Source organism: Streptomyces sp. NPDC007084, from assembly GCF_040703595.1.
Classification (GTDB): domain Bacteria; phylum Actinomycetota; class Actinomycetes; order Streptomycetales; family Streptomycetaceae; genus Streptomyces.
Genome location: NZ_JBEYFY010000089.1, coordinates 1 through 19,566, shown reverse-complemented (window position 1 = coordinate 19,566; position 19,566 = coordinate 1). Strand labels below are relative to the sequence as shown.

Annotated in this window: 13 protein-coding genes; 7 read left to right on the top strand and 6 right to left on the bottom strand. The window is 73.1% G+C overall.

Going from position 1 to position 19,566, the window contains the following annotated elements:
- Nucleotides 1-202: 202 nt before the first annotated feature.
- On the top strand, nucleotides 203-1,213 hold the full coding sequence (locus AB0912_RS34440; protein ID WP_366706986.1) for an RICIN domain-containing protein: 1,011 nt from the start codon (nucleotides 203-205) through the stop codon (nucleotides 1,211-1,213).
- A gap of 63 nt (nucleotides 1,214-1,276) precedes the next feature.
- On the opposite strand, the gene AB0912_RS34435 is transcribed toward AB0912_RS34440, so the two are convergent.
- A complete protein-coding gene (locus AB0912_RS34435) occupies nucleotides 1,277-2,446 on the bottom strand; it encodes a lactate 2-monooxygenase (RefSeq protein WP_366706984.1) in 1,170 nt (389 codons plus the stop codon).
- A 408-nt stretch (nucleotides 2,447-2,854) separates the two neighbouring features.
- Here AB0912_RS34435 and AB0912_RS34430 point away from each other — a divergent pair, with 408 nt between their 5' ends.
- Nucleotides 2,855-3,289 (top strand): protease inhibitor, encoded by a 435-nt coding sequence (locus AB0912_RS34430; protein WP_366706982.1) that lies wholly within the window; start codon nucleotides 2,855-2,857, stop codon nucleotides 3,287-3,289.
- A gap of 385 nt (nucleotides 3,290-3,674) precedes the next feature.
- Nucleotides 3,675-5,252 (top strand): phosphatase PAP2 family protein, encoded by a 1,578-nt coding sequence (locus tag AB0912_RS34425; RefSeq protein WP_366706980.1) that lies wholly within the window; start codon nucleotides 3,675-3,677, stop codon nucleotides 5,250-5,252.
- Nucleotides 5,253-5,274: 22 nt separating this feature from the next.
- On the opposite strand, the gene AB0912_RS34420 is transcribed toward AB0912_RS34425, so the two are convergent.
- From AB0912_RS34420 to AB0912_RS34400, 5 genes are all read right to left on the bottom strand, one after another.
- Nucleotides 5,275-6,777 (bottom strand): MFS transporter, encoded by a 1,503-nt coding sequence (locus AB0912_RS34420; protein ID WP_366706978.1) that lies wholly within the window; start codon nucleotides 6,775-6,777, stop codon nucleotides 5,275-5,277.
- A gap of 173 nt (nucleotides 6,778-6,950) precedes the next feature.
- Nucleotides 6,951-9,779 (bottom strand): NHLP bacteriocin export ABC transporter permease/ATPase subunit, encoded by a 2,829-nt coding sequence (locus tag AB0912_RS34415; RefSeq protein WP_366706976.1) that lies wholly within the window; start codon nucleotides 9,777-9,779, stop codon nucleotides 6,951-6,953.
- Between the two features lies 1 nt (nucleotide 9,780).
- Complete coding sequence (locus AB0912_RS34410) at nucleotides 9,781-12,003, bottom strand: NHLP family bacteriocin export ABC transporter peptidase/permease/ATPase subunit (RefSeq protein ID WP_366706974.1); 2,223 nt, start codon at nucleotides 12,001-12,003, stop codon at nucleotides 9,781-9,783.
- Complete coding sequence (locus AB0912_RS34405; protein WP_366706972.1) at nucleotides 12,000-12,809, bottom strand: DUF2118 domain-containing protein; 810 nt, start codon at nucleotides 12,807-12,809, stop codon at nucleotides 12,000-12,002. The genes AB0912_RS34410 and AB0912_RS34405 overlap by 4 nt, the downstream gene beginning before the upstream one ends.
- 105 nt (nucleotides 12,810-12,914) lie before the next feature.
- Entirely contained in the window at nucleotides 12,915-13,130 is a 216-nt protein-coding gene (locus tag AB0912_RS34400; RefSeq protein WP_366706970.1) for a type A2 lantipeptide, read from the bottom strand.
- Between the two features lie 592 nt (nucleotides 13,131-13,722).
- On the opposite strand from AB0912_RS34400, the gene AB0912_RS34395 reads away from it, so the two are divergent.
- The 4 genes from AB0912_RS34395 to AB0912_RS34380 form a co-directional block, all read left to right on the top strand.
- Nucleotides 13,723-15,072, top strand: a complete 1,350-nt coding sequence (locus AB0912_RS34395; protein ID WP_366706968.1) for a S1 family peptidase — start codon at nucleotides 13,723-13,725, stop codon at nucleotides 15,070-15,072.
- A gap of 309 nt (nucleotides 15,073-15,381) precedes the next feature.
- Nucleotides 15,382-17,814 carry a SpoIIE family protein phosphatase gene (locus tag AB0912_RS34390; RefSeq protein WP_366706966.1) on the top strand — a complete coding sequence of 811 codons (2,433 nt, stop codon included), beginning with the start codon at nucleotides 15,382-15,384 and terminating at the stop codon, nucleotides 17,812-17,814.
- Between the two features lie 70 nt (nucleotides 17,815-17,884).
- The gene (locus AB0912_RS34385; RefSeq protein WP_366706964.1) at nucleotides 17,885-18,394 is read left to right on the top strand and encodes a metallophosphoesterase; all 510 of its coding nucleotides are present in this window, start codon (nucleotides 17,885-17,887) and stop codon (nucleotides 18,392-18,394) included.
- 153 nt (nucleotides 18,395-18,547) lie between these two features.
- Nucleotides 18,548-19,566, top strand: a 1,019-nt coding sequence (locus AB0912_RS34380; protein WP_366706962.1) for a GTP-binding protein, incomplete at its 3' end; no start/stop codon positions are given.

Here is a 19,566-nt window from a genome sequence, read left to right as displayed (position 1 = left end):
AGGGCGTGCGCCCGCAGGACGCCGGTGTCACCTCGGCCATGGTCAACACCTCGCAGCATGTGGGCGGTTCGCTGGGCACGGCTTTGCTCAACACCCGGGCCCGGGAGCGGAACCGGGCTCCGGCGGACGGCACCGGCTGCTGTCCCGGGTTCCCGCGCCGGGGCGCCTGGCGGCCCGCTTCGGCGAACAGCGGCCCCCTCAGATGCTGCTCACCGGCGCCGGGCTCTCCGCCGCCCTGCTGGCGACCGTGCTCGCCGTCAGCCTGTGGTCCCACGACGACCAGGGCGCCGACCCCGCGACGGCCACCGGCGCGAGCAGCGGCCACACCCTGGGACCCGTCCCCGGCGCCCCGGTCCCGCCGGTCACCTCCGGCCCCTCGGCGACGGCGGGGGTCCCCGGAACAGCCGCGCACACCCGGCTGCGCAACCTGGCGGCCGACCTGTGCCTCGACATCCGGGGCGCGAAGCTCCGCGCGGGCGTCGGGACCAGGCTCGCGGTGTGCTCGTCGGCCTGGACGCAGCAGTGGTCGTACGAACAGGACGGACTGCTGCGCAGCGTCGCCGATCCGGGCCTGTGTCTCGACTCGCGCGCCGACAACGGTGTCGTGTTCCTCGCCCGCTGCGTCGGCGACGACGCGAAGCGGAGCGAGGACATGCGCTACGACCTCACCGTGCGGGGGGAGTTGCTGCCCCGCCGGCACGAAGGACTGGCCCTCGCGCCGGAGTCGACGGAACCGGACGCCGACGTACTGGTCCGGGTCCGCGACGGATCGGACGCCCAGCGCTGGCAGACCGACGGTTCGTCACCCCGCCCCGGCTCCCGGTCCGTCGCGGGGACGAGCCCCCTGCCGGGCGCCACGAGCAGGGCCCCCTCGGCCGGCGGCACCACCGGCGCGGCGGACGGGCCCTCGGAGTCGCCGCGGGCCGGTGCTTCCGTCGGTACGGGGGTGCCGGTGCCGCAGACGTATCGGGGCGAGCGGCGGGCGGTGACCGTCCACGACGGACTCCGCTCCGGCCCGGCGCCGGCGCCGCGCCGTGAGGCAAGGGGAGCTGTCACGCCGGAGCCCGCCGCGCCGGCACCCGCGGGGCCCGGACCGGCCGCACGGGAGCCCGTCGCACCGGAGCCGGTCGCTGTCACGGACGTGGAGGCCGGCCCCCTCGGCGGAGTGGGCGGACTAGGTGGAGTGGGCGCAGTGGGGGGCGCGGGCTCGTAGGGGCGCCGGACGCCTCCCCGCGGGCCCGGCGGGGATGGCCGGTGCCGGGCCGGCGCGCCCGACTCACGCGTGCTCCTCGGTCAGGTCGTCGGGGCCGGGTGTCGTCGGGCCGGCGTGACCGGACAGGGCGAGGGTCAGGTCGAGCTCGGCGAGCAGACAGCGCACGACGTGCTCGACGCCGGCCTGTCCGTCGAGGCCGAGCCCGTAGGCGTAGGGCCGTCCGACGAGTACGGCCCGCGCGCCGAGCGCGAGCGCCTTGAAGATGTCGTCGCCCGTTCGGACGCCGCTGTCGAACAGGACCGTCAGCCGGTCGCCGACCGCCTCCGCCACCCGCGGCAGCGCGTCGGCCGCCGCCACCGCCCCGGCCACCTGCCGGCCGCCGTGGTTGGAGACCACCACGCCGTCCATCCCGGCCTCCGCGGCCCGCCGGGCGTCGTGCGGGTGCAGGATGCCCTTGAGGACGATCGGCCCGTCCCAGTTCTCCCGCAGGAACGCGAGGTCGGGCCAGGTCTTGCCGGGGTCGGCGAACATGCTGACGAAGTGCATCACGGCCGCGTTCGGGTCCTCGTGCACCGGCTTGGCGAGGCCCGCCCGGAACGCCGGGTCCGAGAAGTAGTTGGCGGTGCCCACGCCGTGCAGGAACGGCAGATACGCCTGGTCGAGATCGCGCGGACGCCAGGCCAGCAGCGGGGTGTCCAGCGTGACGAACAGCGCGGTGAACCCGGCCGCCTTCGCCCGGTCCAGGAAACTGCGGGTGACCTCGCGGTCCTTGGCCCAGTAGAGCTGGAACCAGCGCTCGGCGTCCCCCATCGCCTCGGCGACCTGCTCCATCGGGGTGCTGGACGCGGAGGACAGGATGTAGGGCACGCCCTGCGCGGCGGCCGCCCGGGCCGCGGCGGACTCCGCCTCCGGATGCATGATCGACAGCACGCCGACCGGCGCGAGCGCCAGCGGCGCGGGCAGCGGGCGCCCCAACACCTCGACGGACAGGTCCCGTTCGTGGACGTCCCGCAGCATGCGCGGCACGATCCGGCGCCGGTCGAGGGCCTCCCGGTTGGCCCGGGCCGTACTGCCGTTGCCCGCGCTGCCCGCCACATAGCCGACCGGTCCCGGTCCGAGCCGCTGCTCGGTGAGTTCCTCCAGCCGGGTCAGATCGGTCGGCAGCCGGGGTACGGCTCCCGTCATCCCGTTCAGATAGATCTCGTACTGGAAGTCGGCCCAGTGCTTCGCCATCCGTGCGTCCCGCCTCTCGCCCGTGAGATCGCGCTGTACGACGTCGATCCTGGCGACCGTGACACCTCCCCGTCCACCACGGCGCGCGCGATGCCCACCGCGGCGGGCCGGATCTTCACACCCCCGGCGCGTCAACTCGCGCGTTCCGCACGCTGACCGGAATGTTTCAGGCCTATTGCGGAGCCGTGCCAATCCGGCCAGGGGGTGGTCGTCGACGATCAACTACCGCACAGGCGTGGGCTCCACGCGTTCGAATTCTGTAACTTCCCGCCACTACTTCAATACTCAAAGTTACCGAAACGCATGGGGTCGATGTGTGTTTCCGGTGTGGACTCGGCAGACTCGCGCTCGCCGAACCGGCACCGACCGAGCCGGTATCGCATTCGATCGAGCGGAAGGATGCACACAATGCCGAACACCGCGCGTTGGGCAGCGACTCTCACTCTGACGGCCACCGCCGTCTGCGGACCCCTGGTGGGCTCCGCCAACGCAGCTCCCAGCCTCGCCCCGTCCGGGCTCTACGCCCCCTCGGCCCTGGTGCTCACCACCGGCCACGGCCAGAGCGCGGCAGCCGCCACGCCGGAACGCGCCGTCACCCTCAACTGCGCGCCGACGGCCTCCGGGACCCACCCGGCCCCCGTCGCCGCCTGCGCCGAACTCCGCGGGATCAAGGGGGACCTGGAGGGGCTGACCGCCAGAAACGACGTCTTCTGTACCAGGCAGTACGACCCTGTGGTCATCACGGTGTCCGGCGTCTGGCAGGGCAAGCGCGTGGCGTACGAGCACACCTTCGCCAACGAGTGCGTGAAGAACTCCTACGGGATGACGGTCTTCGCGTTCTGAGACCGGGATCGCGTGGCTCCCGTGGACAACGTCCGGGGTCCGTAGCTGGGGAGTGCGGGCCTCGTCGCGGGAGTGCCATGTGATTTCGCACCGGGGGCCGGCCGACGGAGTGGGGCCGTCGGCCGGTCTTCGGCATGTTCGCAGGCCCCCGCTCTCACCGCCGCCGGGCATTTCCCACTCGGCCGCCCTGGGCCCCCGAGACCTTGGGACCCCGCCCCCCCAGGAGACCCGGAGCCCCCGACTCCCAGTGCACCAGGGTGCCCCCGACTCCCAGCGCACGACCGTGCCCCCGGCCGTCGTGCCCCCTGCGCCGCCCGGCGCAACCGCCTCACCAATCCGGGTCACCCGGCATGCCGAGGTCCGGCCCGTGGCGTACCCGTGGAGCATGGGTGTACTCGGTGAACTCGATCAGCGGCTGTTCACCCGGGTCGCCGCGGCGCGGATCCCCGGGGCCGATCCGGCGCTCGGGCGGCTCAGTCACGCGGCCGATCACGGGCGGCTGTGGCTGGGGACCGCCGCGGGGCTCGCGCTGGTCGGCGGGCACACCGCGCGCCGCGCGGCGCTGCGCGGCATCGGCTCCCTCGCGCTGGCCTCCCTGACGGTCAACACGCTGGTGAAGTGGAGCGCCCGCCGGCCCCGCCCGCTGCTGGACGGCGTCCCCCGCGCCCGCCTCCTCGAACGCCAGCCGCACACCACGTCCTTCCCCTCGGGGCACTCCGCCTCCGCCGCCGGGTTCGCCACCGGGGTCGCCCTGGAGTCGACGCGCTACGGCGCCGTGGTCGCGCCGGTGGCCGCCGCCGTCGCCTTCTCCCGCGTCTACGTCGGGGTCCACTTCCCGGGAGACGTGCTCGCCGGCGTGGCCATCGGGGCGGGCGCCGCCTTCCTGACCTGCCGCTGGTGGCCGCCGCGCGCCGCCGTACCGGAGCGGGAGCGGCCGGTGGCGGCAGCACCCGCGCTGCCGCTGGGCCGGGGGCTGGTCGTGTTCGTCAACAGCCGGGCCGGTTCGGGGGCGCCCGCGACCGCGATGCCGCCCGCGGACCGGCTGCGCGACCTGCTGCCCGAGGCCGAGCTGGTCGAGCGCGGCCCCGACGACGACTTCGTGGCGCTGCTCACCGAGGCCGCCGACCGGGCCGCCGAGGCCGGCGGCGCGCTCGGCGTCTGCGGAGGCGACGGCAGCGTGAACGCCGCCGCCCGCGCGGCGGCCGAACGCGGCCTCGCGCTGGCCGTGTTCCCCGGCGGCACCCTCAACCACTTCGCGCTCGACGTCGGCGTCCCGGACTTCGAGTCCACCGCCGTCGCGGTCGGCGGGGGAGAGGCGCTGGCCGTCGACATCGGCGTGGCCCGCGTGGACACCGGTCAGGACGTGCGGTTCCTGAACACCTTCAGCATCGGGATCTACCCCGAACTGGTGCGGCTCCGCGAGCACTTGGAGCAACGCTGGGGCAAGTGGCCGGCCGCGGGCGTGGCCCTGGCCCGGGTGCTGCGCACCGCCCGCCCGATCGAGGCCGAGATCAACGGCCGCCCGCGCAGACTGTGGCTGCTCTTCGCGGGCAACGGCCGCTACGTACCGGAGGGTTTCGCCCCCTCGTTCCGGCCGCGTCTGGACGACGGACTGCTCGACCTGCGCTTGGTCGACGCCGAACGGCGGCTCGCCCGGACCCGGGTCGTCGCCTCCGCGCTCGTCGGCGCCCTGCGCCACTCACGGGTCTACGGCGCCGAGCACGCTCCCCGGGTGGAGCTGGCCGGCGTCGCCGGTACGGACACCCTCGCGTACGACGGTGAAGTCGCCCCCGGCGCACCCGCGTTGCGGCTGGAGAAGGAGCATCGGGCGCTGGTGGTCTACCGGCCCGCACGGCCGCTGGACGAGGTGCGCGCGGAGGCGCGCCGGATGGTGGCGACGGCGCGTTACCGGCGACAGACGAGGGGCCGCCGTCTCCCTGCGGACGGCGGCCCCTCGGCCTGAGAGGATCGGCTCGGTTGAGCGATCACATGTGGACGACCGGTGCGGCCTCCGGGTCCTGGGCGGGCTTGCCGCGGGTGTAGAGCACCAGCGCGATGAGCGCTCCGGCGGCGAAGAAGCCGGCCGACCACCAGAACGCGGTGGTGTAGCTCTCGATCGTGGACTGCGCCTGGACCAGCTTGTTCGTCACGTCCTTGCCGGCCAGGTAGCTGGTCGCGGCACTCGCGGCGAGCGTGTTCAGCAGCGCGGTGCCGATCGAACCGCCCACCTGCTGCATGGTGTTGACGGTCGCGGAGGCGACACCCGCGTCCTCGGCGGCGATTCCGCTGGTGGCCAGCGACATGGCCGGCGGCATCACCATGCCGAGTCCGGCGCCGATCAGGAGCACCTGCGGCAGGACGTCGGTCGAGAAGGACGAGCCGATGCCGATCCCGGTCAGCCAGGCCATGCCCGCCGCGGCCACCGCGAAGCCGGCGGGGATGACGGCCTTCGGGCCGATCCGCGGCACCAGGACCGTGGTGGAGACCTGCGCCATGACCATCAGCGTCGCCATCATCGGCAGGAAGGCGACACCCGTCTTGGTGGGGCTGAAGCCGAGGTTGAGCTGAAGGTAGTAGGTGAGGAAGAGGAAGACGCCGAACATGCCCGCGCCGGTGATGAGCACCGCGAGGAAGGAGGCGGCCCGGTTGCGGTCGAGCAGGACGCGCATCGGCAGCAGCGGGTGCTTGGCGCGCGTCTGCCACCAGGCGAACGCGGCCAGCAGCAGTCCGCCCGCGACGAGGAAGCCCCAGGTGGCCGGCGAACTCCAGTCGTGCGTCTCGGCGTTGGAGAAGCCGAAGACCACGGCGAACAGACCGGTGGAGACCAGCAGCGTGCCCGGCAGGTCGAGCTTGGAGCCGGCTGCGTCACGGTGGTTGCTCAGCAGCACCCAGCCGCCCGCGAAGGCGACGGCCGCGAAGACGAGGTTGACGAACAGGGTCCAGCGCCAGTCGAGCGCGTCGGTCAGCACGCCGCCGAGCAGCAGGCCCACCGCGCCACCGGCGCCGGCGATCGCGCCGTAGACGCTGAACGCCTTGGCGCGCTCCTTGGCGTCGGTGAACGTCGTGTTCAGCAGCGACAGCGCGGCGGGCGCGAGGAGCGCGCCGAAGACGCCCTGGAGGGCGCGGGCGGTGACCAGCATCCCGAAGCTGGTGGAGGCGCCGCCCAGCACGGAGGCGCCGGCGAATCCGGCGACGCCCACCAGGAAGGCGGGCTTGCGTCCGAACAGGTCGGCGATGCGCCCGCCGAGCAGCAGCAGGGAGGCGAAGGCCAGGGAGTAGGCGGTGACGATCCACTGCCGGTTTCCGTCGGAGAAGCCGAGGTCGGCCTGCGCGGAGGGCAGGGCGATGTTCACGATGGTGGCGTCGAGCACCACCATGAGCTGGGCGATCCCGATGATCGAGAGGATCCACCACCGCCGCTTCGACGCGGCTGCGGACGTGTCGTCCGCGGCACCCGTGCCGGTGCCTTCGGTCAGGGTCTGAGACATGGGAGAAGCACTCCAGGGAAGTTGCTCGGCGTTGCTCTCTGTGTCACGTGCACGTAAACGAAACGGTTTCGTACACATCGACGTGTCGAGGTTAGTCCCCGTCGAGCGAAACGGCAACGTTTCGCTGGCGTCGCGGGTGTGACGTCCGTCGCCTTCGTGTCCCCTGCCGCCGATCAGGCGAGCTGGCGGCGCACGAGTTCGCGCAGCCGGCCGCCCGTGTCCGCCAGCAGCTCCGCCGGTGTGCCCTGCTGGGCGATCCGGCCCTCCTCCATCACGATGACCCGGTCCGCGTCCAGCACCGTCGACAGGCGGTGCGCGATCACCACCCGGGTGGCGTCGAGCGCCTTGGTGCTCTCGATCACCGTGCGCTGCGTCTCGTTGTCGAGCGCGCTGGTCGCCTCGTCGAAGAAGAGGATGCGCGGCCGGCGGATCAACGCCTGAGCGATCATGAGGCGCTGGCGCTGGCCGCCCGAGATCGCGCCGCTGTCCGCCACGAGGGTGTGCAGGCCCATCGGCATCCGCCGGATGTCCTCCGCCAGGCCCGCCATCTCCGCCGCCGCCATCGCCTCCTCCGGCGTGTACGCCTCGGTGCCGCAGATGCAGTCGAGGATCGACCCGGTGAACGGCTGGGCGTGCTGGAGCACCACACCGCACTGCCGTCGCACCGCCGACTGGTCGAGCGCCGCGAGGTCCTGCCCGTCGTACAGGACGCTGCCCGACAGGGGTTTGTCGAAGCCGATCAGCAGGCGCAGCAGGGTGGACTTGCCGCAGCCGCTCGGGCCCACGACCGCCACGAACTCGCCGGGCCGGATCGCGAACGACACGTCGTCGAGGACCAGAGGGCCGTCGTCGGCGTACCGGAACGACAGCCGGCGGGCCTCGATCGCGCCGGACAGGAGACCGGGGCGGGTGCTCGCCGCCCGGACCTCCGAAGGCGCGTCGAGCACCGGCCTGATCTCCTCGAACATCGGCAGCGCGGCGGCGGCCGAGACGAACGCGCCGGTGATCTGGGTGACCGAGGTCAGCAGCATCGTCACCGACGTGTTGAAGGTGAGGAACCCGGCCGCCGACAGCGCGCCGTGCGCCGGGCCCGCGAGCAGCATGAACATCAGCAGCGAGCAGAGCGGCAGATACACCGCGCCCAGCACCGTCGTGAGGTTCTTGATCCGGCCGACCCGCCGCTGGAGTTCGCGGCTGCGGGCGAACTCGCCCGCCCAGGCCGCGTACGCGTAGTTCTCGGCCGCCGCGACCCGCAGCTTGGGCAGACCGCGCAGGGTCTGGAAGGCCTGGTTGTTCAGCTTGTTGCCCAGCGTCACCAGACGGCGCTGCCAGCGCACCTGCCACAGCCCGAGCCCCAGGAACACCGCCGCGATGACCACCAGCATGCCGGTCGCCGCGAACGCCATCGGCACGCTGTACCAGAACAGCAGGCCCAAGTTCATCGCGCCGACCGTGACCGCCTGCGCGAGGGTCGGGCCGACGCCCGCGAGGAGCCGGCGGATCGCGCTGAGGCCCATCGCGGCGCCGGCCAGTTCACCGGTCGAGCGGGAGGTGAAGAACGTCGTCGGCAGCCGCAACAGCCGGTCCCACACGGCCGGTTGCAGACTCGCCTCGATACGGCCCTCCATCCGCAGCAGAGTGAGGTTCTGCAACAGCGTGAACGCCGCCGACACCACGCCGGTGACCATCAGCGCGAGACACATCTGCGTGATCAGCTCGTGCTGGGCCCTCGGCACGTACGAGCCGAGCACCCGGCCGGTCGCGACCGGGACCAGCGCGCCGATCGCGACGGTCACCAGCCCGCTGACCGCGAGATTGCGCAGATCACCCGCGCTGCCCCGGAGACAGAAACGCAGCAGCCGCAGCGGGCTCGGCCCGCGTCCGGGCAGCGGACGGTAGAACATCACCGCCCGCGCCTCGAACTCGGCCGCGTTGGCCTTCTCGACCGGTGTCTCCCGCCCCGAGGACGGATGCACCGCCACATACCCGCCGCGCCGCCACAGCAGCGCGACCGGCGCTCCCGACACGGCCCGGCGGCCGACCAGCGGGCCGATGTCGTCGCGCCACCAGCGCCCGTCGAGCCGTACGGCGCGCGTACGGACCCGGGAGGCGAGCGCGATCCGCTCGACCGGGTCCAGACGGTCGCTCTCGGTTCCGCCGCTCGCCGGCTCGGCCAGCGAGATGCCCGCCGCGCGGGCGACCAGGGCGCAGGCCGCGTGGGTGGCGTCCGCGTCGGCCGTCGTCGGACGCTTGCCGGAGGACCGGCCGATCGAGGCGAGCAGCGCGCGGTCGGCCTGGACGCGGACGGCCTCACCGGCCCTGATCCCGGCCGCCGCACGGTCCTCGTGCCCGGCCTCCAGCTGCTCGATCCACCGGTCCAGCGTGGCCAGCAGCCGGTACTGCTGGTCGACCATGCCCTGCCAGACCCCCGGGTCCATCAACAGGTCGGCCGCGGCCTCGGCCCCGTACAGCGACCCGTACTGGACGCTGCCCGGCGGCACCCGCATCCAGAACACGTCGTCGTCGGTGAGCGCCGCCGCGTTCTCGGTGGCCATCGGCGCCTGGAAGAGGATCGAGAGGCTGCGCCCGGCCCCGAGGGCGAGGGCGTACTCGAGCGGGCTCTGGGCCGGCGGAACATACCGCGCCTCGCCGTACCCGTCGTAGGCCCAGGTCGCCGTGTCGGCCCGCTGGTACAGCTCCCGGAGCGTGATGCGCCGGATCGCGCAGTCCCGCAACGGCCGTGCGACCAGGGTGTGTTGGGCTCCCGTGACCGGGCCGAGCAGCAGCGAGCCCGCCTCCAGCCGGCCGAGGTGGTGCCAGTGCCCCCGCTGCGCCGCGTCCACCGCGAACAGGTCCACGGCTCCCGCGGCCACCAGCCACAGGACCTGCGGGCCCTCCAGGTCGAGGCGGTTGAGTCCCGCGCAGTCGACCGGCGCGCCCATGCCGCCGAGCGCGCCGAGGACGAGGTCCCCCTCGTGCACACCCTCGTGAACCGTGGTCATCTCATCGCTCCTTGACCAGCGTCGCGTAGGGACCGCCGGCCGCGACCAGCGCCTCGTGCCGGCCGCGCTCCACGACCGTGCCGTGTTCGAGCACGACGATCTCGTCGCTGTCCCGCACGGTGCTGAGCCGGTGGGCGATCACCACACACGCGCAGCCCCGCCGGCGCAGGTTGTCCATGACGGTCTGTTCGGTTTCCGCGTCGAGGGCGCTCGTCACCTCGTCGAGCACCAGGATGCTCGGCCCGCGCACCAACGCCCGCGCGATCTCCAGGCGTTGACGCTGGCCGCCCGAGAAGTTCCGGCCGTCCTGCTCCACCCTGCTGTGAATACCGCCGGGCCGGCGCGTCACCACGTCGTACAGCGCGGCGTCCCGCAGCGCGGTGACCACCGCCTCGTCCGGGATGGAGGGGTCCCACAGCGCCACGTTGTCCCGCACGGTCCCCTCGAAGAGGAAGACGTCCTGGTCGACGAAGGACACGGACGAGGTGAGCGCGCCGCGCGGGATGTCCTCCAGCAGCCGGCCGTCGATCCGGATCGTGCCCTCCCACGGCGTGTACAGGCCCGAGATGAGCCGGGACACGGTCGACTTTCCGCTGCCGGAACCGCCGACCAGCGCGACCTGCCGGCCCGGGCCCACGGTCAGCGAGAACCCGGTCAACAGCGGCTTGTCGAGCGGGCTGTAGCCGAACGTGATGTTCTCCAGCTCGACATGGCCCTGGAGCCGCCGGGTGGACTCCCCGCCGCCCGGCCTCGCGTACAGCGGGTCCGTGCGGAAGTTCTCGACGTCCTTGAGCCGGGCGACGTCCGCGGCGAAGTCCTGGAGGCGGCCCGCGACACCGTTCAGCCGGGTCAGCGGCGCAGTGAACCGGGTGACCAGCGCCTGGAAGGCGACCAGCAGACCCACCGAGATCTGCCCCTCCACCGCCCGCAGACCGCCGATCCACAGGATCAGCGCGCTGTTGAGCGTCGCCAGCGTCGGCGCGACGACCCCCAGCCAGGCGCTCGGCACCCCGAGCCGCTGCTGCTCCTCCAGCGTGGTGGCGTGCTGTCCGGCCCACTTGCGGAAGTAGCCGTCCTCGCCGCCCGTCGCCTTCATCGTCTCGATCAACTGCAGCCCGGTGTAAGCGGTGTTCGTCAGCCGGGCGGTGTCGGCGCGCAGCTTCGCGGTGCGGGTCGCGCGCAGCCGGATCACCACCCGCATGGCCACCACGTTCAGCAGCGCGACCCCGATCCCGACGGCCGTGAGCTGCGGGTCGTACGTGTACAGCAGCACGGCGTACAGGACGACGACGACCGCGTCCACGCCCGCCGCCGCGAGATCGCGGGCCAGCGTCTCGGCCACCGCGTCGTTCGACTGCAGCCGCTGCACCAGGTCCGCCGGGCTGCGCTGGGAGAAGAAGGTGACCGGCAGCCGCAGCAGATGGCGCAGGAACCGGGCGCTGGACAGCGTCGAGGAGATGATCCTGCCGCGCAGCAAATTCGCCTGCTGCAACCAGGTCAGCACCACCGTGAGCAGCACCGAGACACCCATCGACGCGAACAGCACACCGAGCAGCGAACTCTGACCGCCGATCAGGTACTGGTCGATGTAGGTCCTGCTGAGCGCAGGCACCGCGGCGCCCACCGCCACCAGCAGCAGGCTCGCGAGCACGGCCGCGGGCATCGTGCCCGACGTGCCGCGCAGCCGGGCCGGCATCGCGCCGAGAACGCCCGGCCTGCGCCCTCCGGTTCGGAACTCCGGACCCGGTTCCATGACCAGGACCACTCCGGTGAAACTGGTGTCGAAGTCCTCCATCGGCACGAACCGGCGTCCCTTGCCGGGGTCGTTGATGTGCACCCCGCGCCGGCCGAACCGGCGGCCCATGCCGTCGTAGACGACATAGTGGTTGAACTCCCAGAACAGGATCGCGGGCGCCCGCACCTCGGCGAGCGCGGCGGTGTCCATCTGCATGCCCTTGGCGGTCAGACCGTAACCGCGGGCCGCTTTGAGCAGGTTGCTCGCCCGGGAGCCGTCCCGCGAGACGCCGCACGCGATGCGCAGCTCTTCGAGCGGGACGTGCCGGCCGTGGTGCCCGAGCACCATGGCGAGGGAGGCCGCGCCGCATTCGACGGCCTCCATCTGGAGCACCGTGGGCGTACGCACCGCGCGGCCACGGCTCCTGGGCACGGCACGCCGGGGCGGGGCCGCGCGGCGTCTGCCCCGGGTGTCGGAGGTGCGGGTCACGGCAGCAGCCAATCGACGGGACGCTGGTCGGCCAGCCGGATCGAACCCGTGGCGAGGGTCATGGAGGTGAGCGGGAACGGAGGTCCGTCCGCCGAGGACCACTTCAGGCCGCTCCTGGTGGCGGACGAGCGGTCGAGCCGCACGAGGACGGCCACGGGCCTGCCCTTCGCGCTGAACTGCTCGCCGAGTTGCTCGTCACCGAGGTAGGCGGCGATCTGCTGCCGGCTCTGCACACCGCGGCCGACGCTCACCACATGGCCGCGCAGCACGCCGTACCGCTGGGCGGGCGCCGACTGGACGGAGAGGTCGACGGACGCGTTCGCGGGCACGGTGGCGGCGCTCTCGGCGGGGACGTACACCGTCGCGTACAGCGGGTCGTCGGCGTGGGCGACCTTCTCCACGGACGCGATGTCCGCGCCGGTCGAGACGATCGCGCCGATGGTGGCGGCGAGCGAGATGACCCGGCCCGCGGCGACCGTGCGGACGACGGTCGTCTCCCCGCGCGCGGTACGGACCTTGGCCACGGGGGCGTTCGCGGGGAGCCGTTCGCCCTCCTCGGCGACGACGGAGACGACCTGGCCGGCGACCGGGCTCTGCAGGAGGTAACCGCCCTGCCCGTGGGTGAGGACGCCGGGCGCGCTCACCGTGGAGGAGACGGTGCCGGTCACCGCCCACACGGAGGCGGCGGCCATCACGACGACGGTCACGGACAGCACGAGCCAGCCCTGCGGTCGGGCGAAGCGCACCGGAAGATCGAGTTCCTCGGGCGACTGGAGCTTGGCGAGGGCCTGTTGACGGAACTGCACGGAGCTTCCCTCACCTGGTCGAGAGAGGTACGGAACCCGGAGAGTCCCGGAACCGGGGGGCGGTTCCGGGACTCCACGAGGTGAAGCGCGATCAGGGACCGGCTGTCAGAGACCGGCGACCAGGCCGGTGACCGGGGCGGTGTTCAGGCCGGTCACACCCTCGACGGTGCCGACGACCGTGCCCACGACGCCGGAGACCGGGGCGACACCGTCGACCAGGTCCGTGACGGTGCCGACGGCGTTCAGCGCGAGGCCGCCCGAGACGTTGTCGAGGTCGGCGTCGGAGATCTCGGCGGTCTGGAAACGGGGGGTGGAGTTCATGACGGAACTTCCCTTCATATGGATATTCACAAGGGGGAGAGCGGCCCCCTCTGGGGGACAGACGCGGCCGCCGCCGCAGGGTGCGGATCCCGTTGCCGGGAGCAGTGCCGCGACCACAGCGGTGCCACGGATCAAAGCACGGGCGCGCCGCGCGCTTCCACTCAACCAGGGCTCCCACCTGCGGACTTGTGCGCCGAGTGGGCGCAAGCGTGCAGGTCTCGACACCACGTGGCGGCCACTTCTTCACACGCCGCACGGCATCGGCGCACACCCTGACCCGCCGCGCGCGGACCGAAGGGGACAGTCCCGGCCCCACGACGCCGGAAGGGGCGCGAGGGTGTGCAGATCCCCGGGACGGCGTGACGCCGGTGGGCGCGGGATGTGCAGATTCCCCGAACCCGGGATTCCGCTACGGCCTGTCGACGGACGGTCGCTGCCCGGACACGGAGCGTCGCGGCGGCACGCCGGTCAACTCCCGTCTTTGCAATGGCAGTTGAACACCACGCCCGGCCCTCGCGTATCAACGGGCAACCAGGCGCCCCCAGTCAGCCGCCGGACGGTGGCATCGGCCCCGTCCCCAGGAGGTCAAGAGTTGAGTCACAAACGGATACCCAAGCGCAAGGCCGCGATCGCGGCGGGCGGCGTGGCAGCGCTCGGAGCAGCGGCGCTCCTGCTTCCCAACGCCAACGCCTCGCAGTCCAACGGGGACGACGCCACTCCCAGAACGTTCAGCGCGACCGACGTCTCGGATGTCGCCGGGGCGCTCGCCGCCCAGTTGGGCGACGCCTTCGCCGGGTCGTACTACGACGCGGGCAACAAGCAGCTCGTCATCAACGTCGTCGGTAACAACAGCAACGTCGTCAACCGGATCGAGCGGGCCGGCGCCGTCGCCCACCAGGTCCGCAACAGCACCGCCGACCTGCGCGCCGCCGCGAAGACGCTGAAGACCGAGGCGACGATCCCGGGCACGGCCTGGTCCGTCGACCCGAAGACCAACGAGATCCGCGTGACCGCGGACTCCACCGTCACGGGCTCCCAGTGGGACACCCTGACCTCGACCGTCGAGAACCTCGGGCCGGACGTGGCGACCGTCAAGAAGTCGCCCGGCACCTTCAAGACCTTCGTCGACGGCGGCGACGCCATCTTCGGCGGAGGCGCGCGCTGCTCGCTCGGCTTCAACGTCACCGCGAGCGACGGCACCCCCGCCTTCCTCACCGCGGGCCACTGCGGGGTCGCCGCCGCCCGCTGGTCGGACGCCCAGAACGGCGCGCCGATCGCCACCGTCGACCAGGCCACCTTCCCGGGCGACGGCGACTTCGCCCTCGTCAAGTACGACGACCCCGCCACCCAGGCCGACAGCGTGGTCGACGTCGGCAACGGGCAGAGCGTCCGCATCGGCCAGGCCGCCGACGCCGCCGTGGGCCAGCGGGTGTTCCGGATGGGCAGCACCACGGGCCTGAACGACGGCAACGTCACCGGCCTCGACGCCACCGTGAACTACCCCGAGGGCACGGTCACCGGCCTCATCCAGACCGACGTGTGCGCCGAGCCCGGCGACAGCGGCGGCTCCCTGTTCACCCAGGACGGCAGCGCGATCGGCCTCACCTCGGGCGGCAGCGGCGACTGCACCGCCGGCGGCGAGACCTTCTTCCAGCCGGTGACCACCGCACTCCAGGCGGTCGGCGCGACGCTGGGCGCGGGCGCGGGTGACCAGGCGGGCGGCGCCGATGACCAGGCCGGAGGCGCGGCCGACGATCAGGCCGGGGGAGCGGCCGACGACCAGAGCGGCGCGGGCGCCGGTGCCGGTGACCAGAACGGCGCCGGCGCGGCTGACCAGAGCGGCGCCCACCACCAGAAGAACACCGGCCACCGGGGCCGCTCGGCCCACGGCCGGTCCGGCTCCGGGATGGACGACGGCGCGGGCATGGTGACCGCCCCCTGACGGCCTGCGCCACGGACGACACCGTGCGCCCCAGGCAACGGGGACACCCGCGCCGCCGGTCCCGCCGGTGACGCAGAGCCACTGATCCGGCCAACGGAACGGGGATTCCGGCCGGTGGTGGATGGTCCGGCCCTCCGGCGGGAGGGCCGGACCGCTTCACCCCGCCCGCCAGGGCGCTCCGAGGCACCGCGAACCCGGTTCGACACGTGTTCGACCAGGCGTACTCCCGGCCCCCTCCGCGCGGGCCCGACCCGTCCGGAACGGTCACAGGGGCTGCGCCGAAGCCCCGGAAGCGCTGTAATTGCGGACGTGGTCGGTGAGGGCGCTACGGAACGCGAGACGCGAACGTCGCGTGCCGAACTTGCCCTGAAGACGCTCACCGCCGACCTCGACCCACGCGAGCGCGTACACCGGCTCCTCGAACAGGCACTCGTCTTCAGCGGAGCCGCCCTCGCCGCCGTGTACGCCCCGAGCGCCGGCGGCGACGAGCTGCACCTGGCCGCGTGCGCGGGCGTACCCAGGACCCTGTACGGCCTGCGCGACAGCTACCCGCTGTCCGGTACGTCCCCGGCCGCCGAGGCACTGCGCACCGGCCGGCCCAGCTGGCTCGGACCGGACGAGGTGGCCCGCTGCGCCGACGCCCGGCGGCTGCCGTCCCAGGACTTCTCGATGGCCCTGCTGCCGCTCCGGGACGACGGCTGCCTCGTCGCCGTCAGTGAGCACCCGGAGGGCTTCGGCCCCGAGGAGCGGACCTGCCTGGCGATGCTCGCCGAGGCCGTCGTCTGCCCGCCCACCCCGCTGCCCGACGACACGGACGACCTGCCCGCCAGCTCCTTCAGCCTCGCCATGGACAGCGGCCACGTCGACGTGGACGACGAGGTGCTCGGCCTGTTCGGGCTCGACCCGGCCGCGTTCGACGGCAAGGTCGAGACGCTGCTGTCGATGACCGTGCCCGAGGACCTGCCCTCGCTGATGTCCGCGGTCGAGCCCGACCACATGTCCCTCGGCGAACGCGAGCTGGAGTTCCGTATCCTCCGGCCGTCCGGCGAGCACCAGTGGCTCCGGCTGCGCGCCCGGCTGCTGCCCTCCGGGGAGGGCCGCCCCGCACGGCTCGTCGGCACCGTCTCCGACGCCTCCAAACTGCGCTCCGGTCTCAACGACGTGGGCCGCGTCCAACGGCTCGCCGCCGCCCTCGCCACCGCCGGCACGGTCCGCGATGTCGGCCAGGCCGTCGTGGACGCCCTGCGCAGGCCTCTCCAGGCCGACCGGATCGCCCTCGCCGAGCTGGAGGGAGACCGACTCGTCGTCACCGTCCTCGACCCGCCCGAGCCGGACTCCTGGCCCGAACTGTGGCGCACCGAGTGGCGCTCGGAATGGCCCGACGCCCCGGTCCGCGCCATGCCCACCCTCGCCGCCGCCCTCAGCGAGGGACGCCCGGCGATCTGGGCCGCCGGCGCGCCCCTGGAACCGGCGCTCGCCGGCGTCGGCCCCGGTGGTCTCGCCATCCTGCCGCTGCCCGCGGCCGGCCGGATGGCGGGCGCCTGCCTGATCGGCTGGGACGCCCCGCACGACTTCGGCCCCGACGAACGCGCCCTGCTCACCGCCTCCGCCGGCCTCGCCGGGCAGGCCCTGGTGCGCGCCCACGCCTTCGACGCCGAGCACGAACTCATCGGCATGCTCCAGCGGACCCTGCTGCCGCGCCGTCTGCCCAAGCTGCCCGGCGCGGTCGCCGTCGCCCGCTATCTGCCGACCACCTCGGGCCTCGACGTCGGCGGCGACTGGTACGACGTGATCCCGCTGCCCGACAACCACGTCGCCCTCGTCATCGGCGACGTCCAGGGGCACAACGCCTCGGCCGCGACCCTGATGGGCCAGATGCGCACCGCCCTGCGCGCCTACGCCGTCGAGGGCCACCCGCCGGACGTGGTGGTCTCGCACGCCAACCGGCTCCTGCTCGATCTGGAGACCGACCTCTTCGCCACCTGCTGCTATGTCGACGTGGACATGGAGGAGGGCTCCGCCTGGTACGTACGCGCCGGACACCTCCCGCCCGTGCTGCGTCACCCGGACGGCAGAACCGAGGTCCCCGAATCCGAACCGGGCCCGCCGCTCGGCGTGATCCGGCAGACCGACTTCCCCATGAGCCCGCTGCGTCTGCAGCCCGGCACCGTGCTCGCGCTGACCACGGACGGCCTGGTCGAGTCCGTCGAGGTCGACATCGAGGACGGCCTCGGCCGGCTCGCGGCGGGCCTCGCCGGGTCCGACCCCGCCCACCTCGGTCTCGTCGCCGACGAACTGCTCACGGAGGCCAACCGCTCCGACGACGTGGCACTCCTGCTGATGCGCTTCGACGGCATGGACGTCCTGCCGCTGCGCGAGAGCTGGACCGTCTGGCGCGTCCCCGAGGCCGTCCGGCACGCCCGCCGCTACACCCGGCGCGCCCTGCGGAGCTGGGGCGTCGCCGACCACACGGACGCCGCCCTGCTGATCGTCTCGGAACTCGTCACCAACGCCCTGGTGCACACCGACGGACAGGTCCGGCTCGACCTCACCCTCGTCAACCACCGGCTGCGCATCGCGGTCGCCGACAACTCGCCCCGCACCCCGATCAAACCCACCAGCATCGGCTGGGAGGCCACCGGGGGCCGCGGCATCCTCCTCGTGGAGGCGATGTCGGACACCTGGGGCACGGTGCCGGTGAGCGGCGGAAAGCAGGTCTGGAGCGAGATCTCGCTGGAGTAGCGAGAACTCCGCCGGGGTGACGGGGGCCCGGATCGCGCCCGCCCGCCGGATGAAGTGCCACGCTGGGAGGGTGCGCCTTCTGCTGATGTCCGACACCCACCTCCCCAAGCGGGCCAGGGAACTCCCCGCCCCGCTGCTCGCCGAACTCCCGCTCGCCGACGTCGTGATCCACGCGGGGGACTGGGTCGACACCGCCACCCTCGACCTGCTGGAGGCCCGCTCCCGCCGGCTCATCGGGGTCCACGGCAACAACGACGGCCCCGAGCTGCGGGCCCGCCTCCCGGAGATCGCCCGCGCCGACCTGGGCGGCCTGCGCTTCGGTGTCGTCCACGAGACCGGCGCCGCCCTGGGCCGCGAGCGGCGCTGCGCGGAGCGGTTCCCCGACCTCGACGTGCTGGTCTTCGGCCACAGCCACATCCCCTGGGACACCACGGCCCCCACCGGCCTGCGGCTGCTCAACCCCGGTTCCCCGACCGACCGGCGCCGCCAGTCGCACTGTACGTACCTGACCGCGACGGTCACCGACGACGGCCGGCTCACCGACGTGACCCTGCACCGGCTGCCCCCGCGCACCGGCTGAGCCCGCTGTCCGGGCGTAAACCCGTTGCCGTGGAAGGTGGCCGCCTGCTGGAGTGGGAAGGACGCGTTCACCGGCACCGAGGAGCACCCATGCGCACACCGTTCATGTCCCCCAAGGAAGGAACCACTCCCGTTTCGAAGGACATGACACGCGGTGCACTTGCTGAACCTGGGAATCCTGGCGCACGTAGACGCCGGTAAGACAAGCCTGACCGAGCGCCTCCTGCACACGGCCGGAGTCGTCGACGAGATCGGCAGCGTCGATGCCGGGAACACCCGGACCGACTCCCTCGCGCTGGAGCGACAGCGCGGCATCACCATCAAATCGGCCGTCGTCTCCTTCACGGTCGGCGCCACCACCGTCAACCTGATCGACACCCCCGGACACCCGGACTTCATCGCCGAGGTGGAGCGGGTCCTCGGCGTGCTCGACGGCGCCGTCCTCGTCGTCTCGGCCGTGGAGGGCGTACAGGCGCAGACCCGCGTCCTGATGCGCACCCTCAAGCGGCTGCGCATCCCGACGCTCGTCTTCGTGAACAAGATCGACCGCCGTGGCGCGCGCTGCCAGGAGGTCCTGGAGAAGATCGCCGAGCGGCTCACCCCGGCCGTCGTCCCGATGGGCGAGGCCGGCCAACCGGGCACCCCCGCCGCGCACTTCACCGCCTACCCGGCCGCCCGGCTGCGCCCCCGCCTGCTCGACCCGCTCGCCGACCACGACGACGAACTCCTCGCCGCCTACGTGGAGGACCGGGTGTCGGACGACCGGCTGCGCGCCGCCCTCGTCGGGCAGACCGGGGCCGCCCTGGTCCACCCGGTCTTCTTCGGCTCGGCCATGACCGGGGCGGGCGTACCCGAACTGATCGCCGGGGTACGGGAGTTGCTGCCCCCGGCGAAGGCGGACGCCGAAGGGCCGGTCTCGGCAAGCGTGTTCAAGGTCGAACGCGGAGCGGCCGGCGAGAAGATCGCGTACGCCCGGGTTTTCTCGGGAACGCTGCGCACCCGCGACCGGCTCACCCTGCACGACGGCGAGGAGGGCAAGGTCACCGGGATCAGCGTCTTCGACGCGGGCGAGGAAGTCCGGGCGGAGGCCGTGACCGCGGGGCGGATCGCCAAGGTGTGGGGACTCGGCGCGGTCCGGATCGGCGACCCCCTCGGCGCCCCGCGGACCTCCTC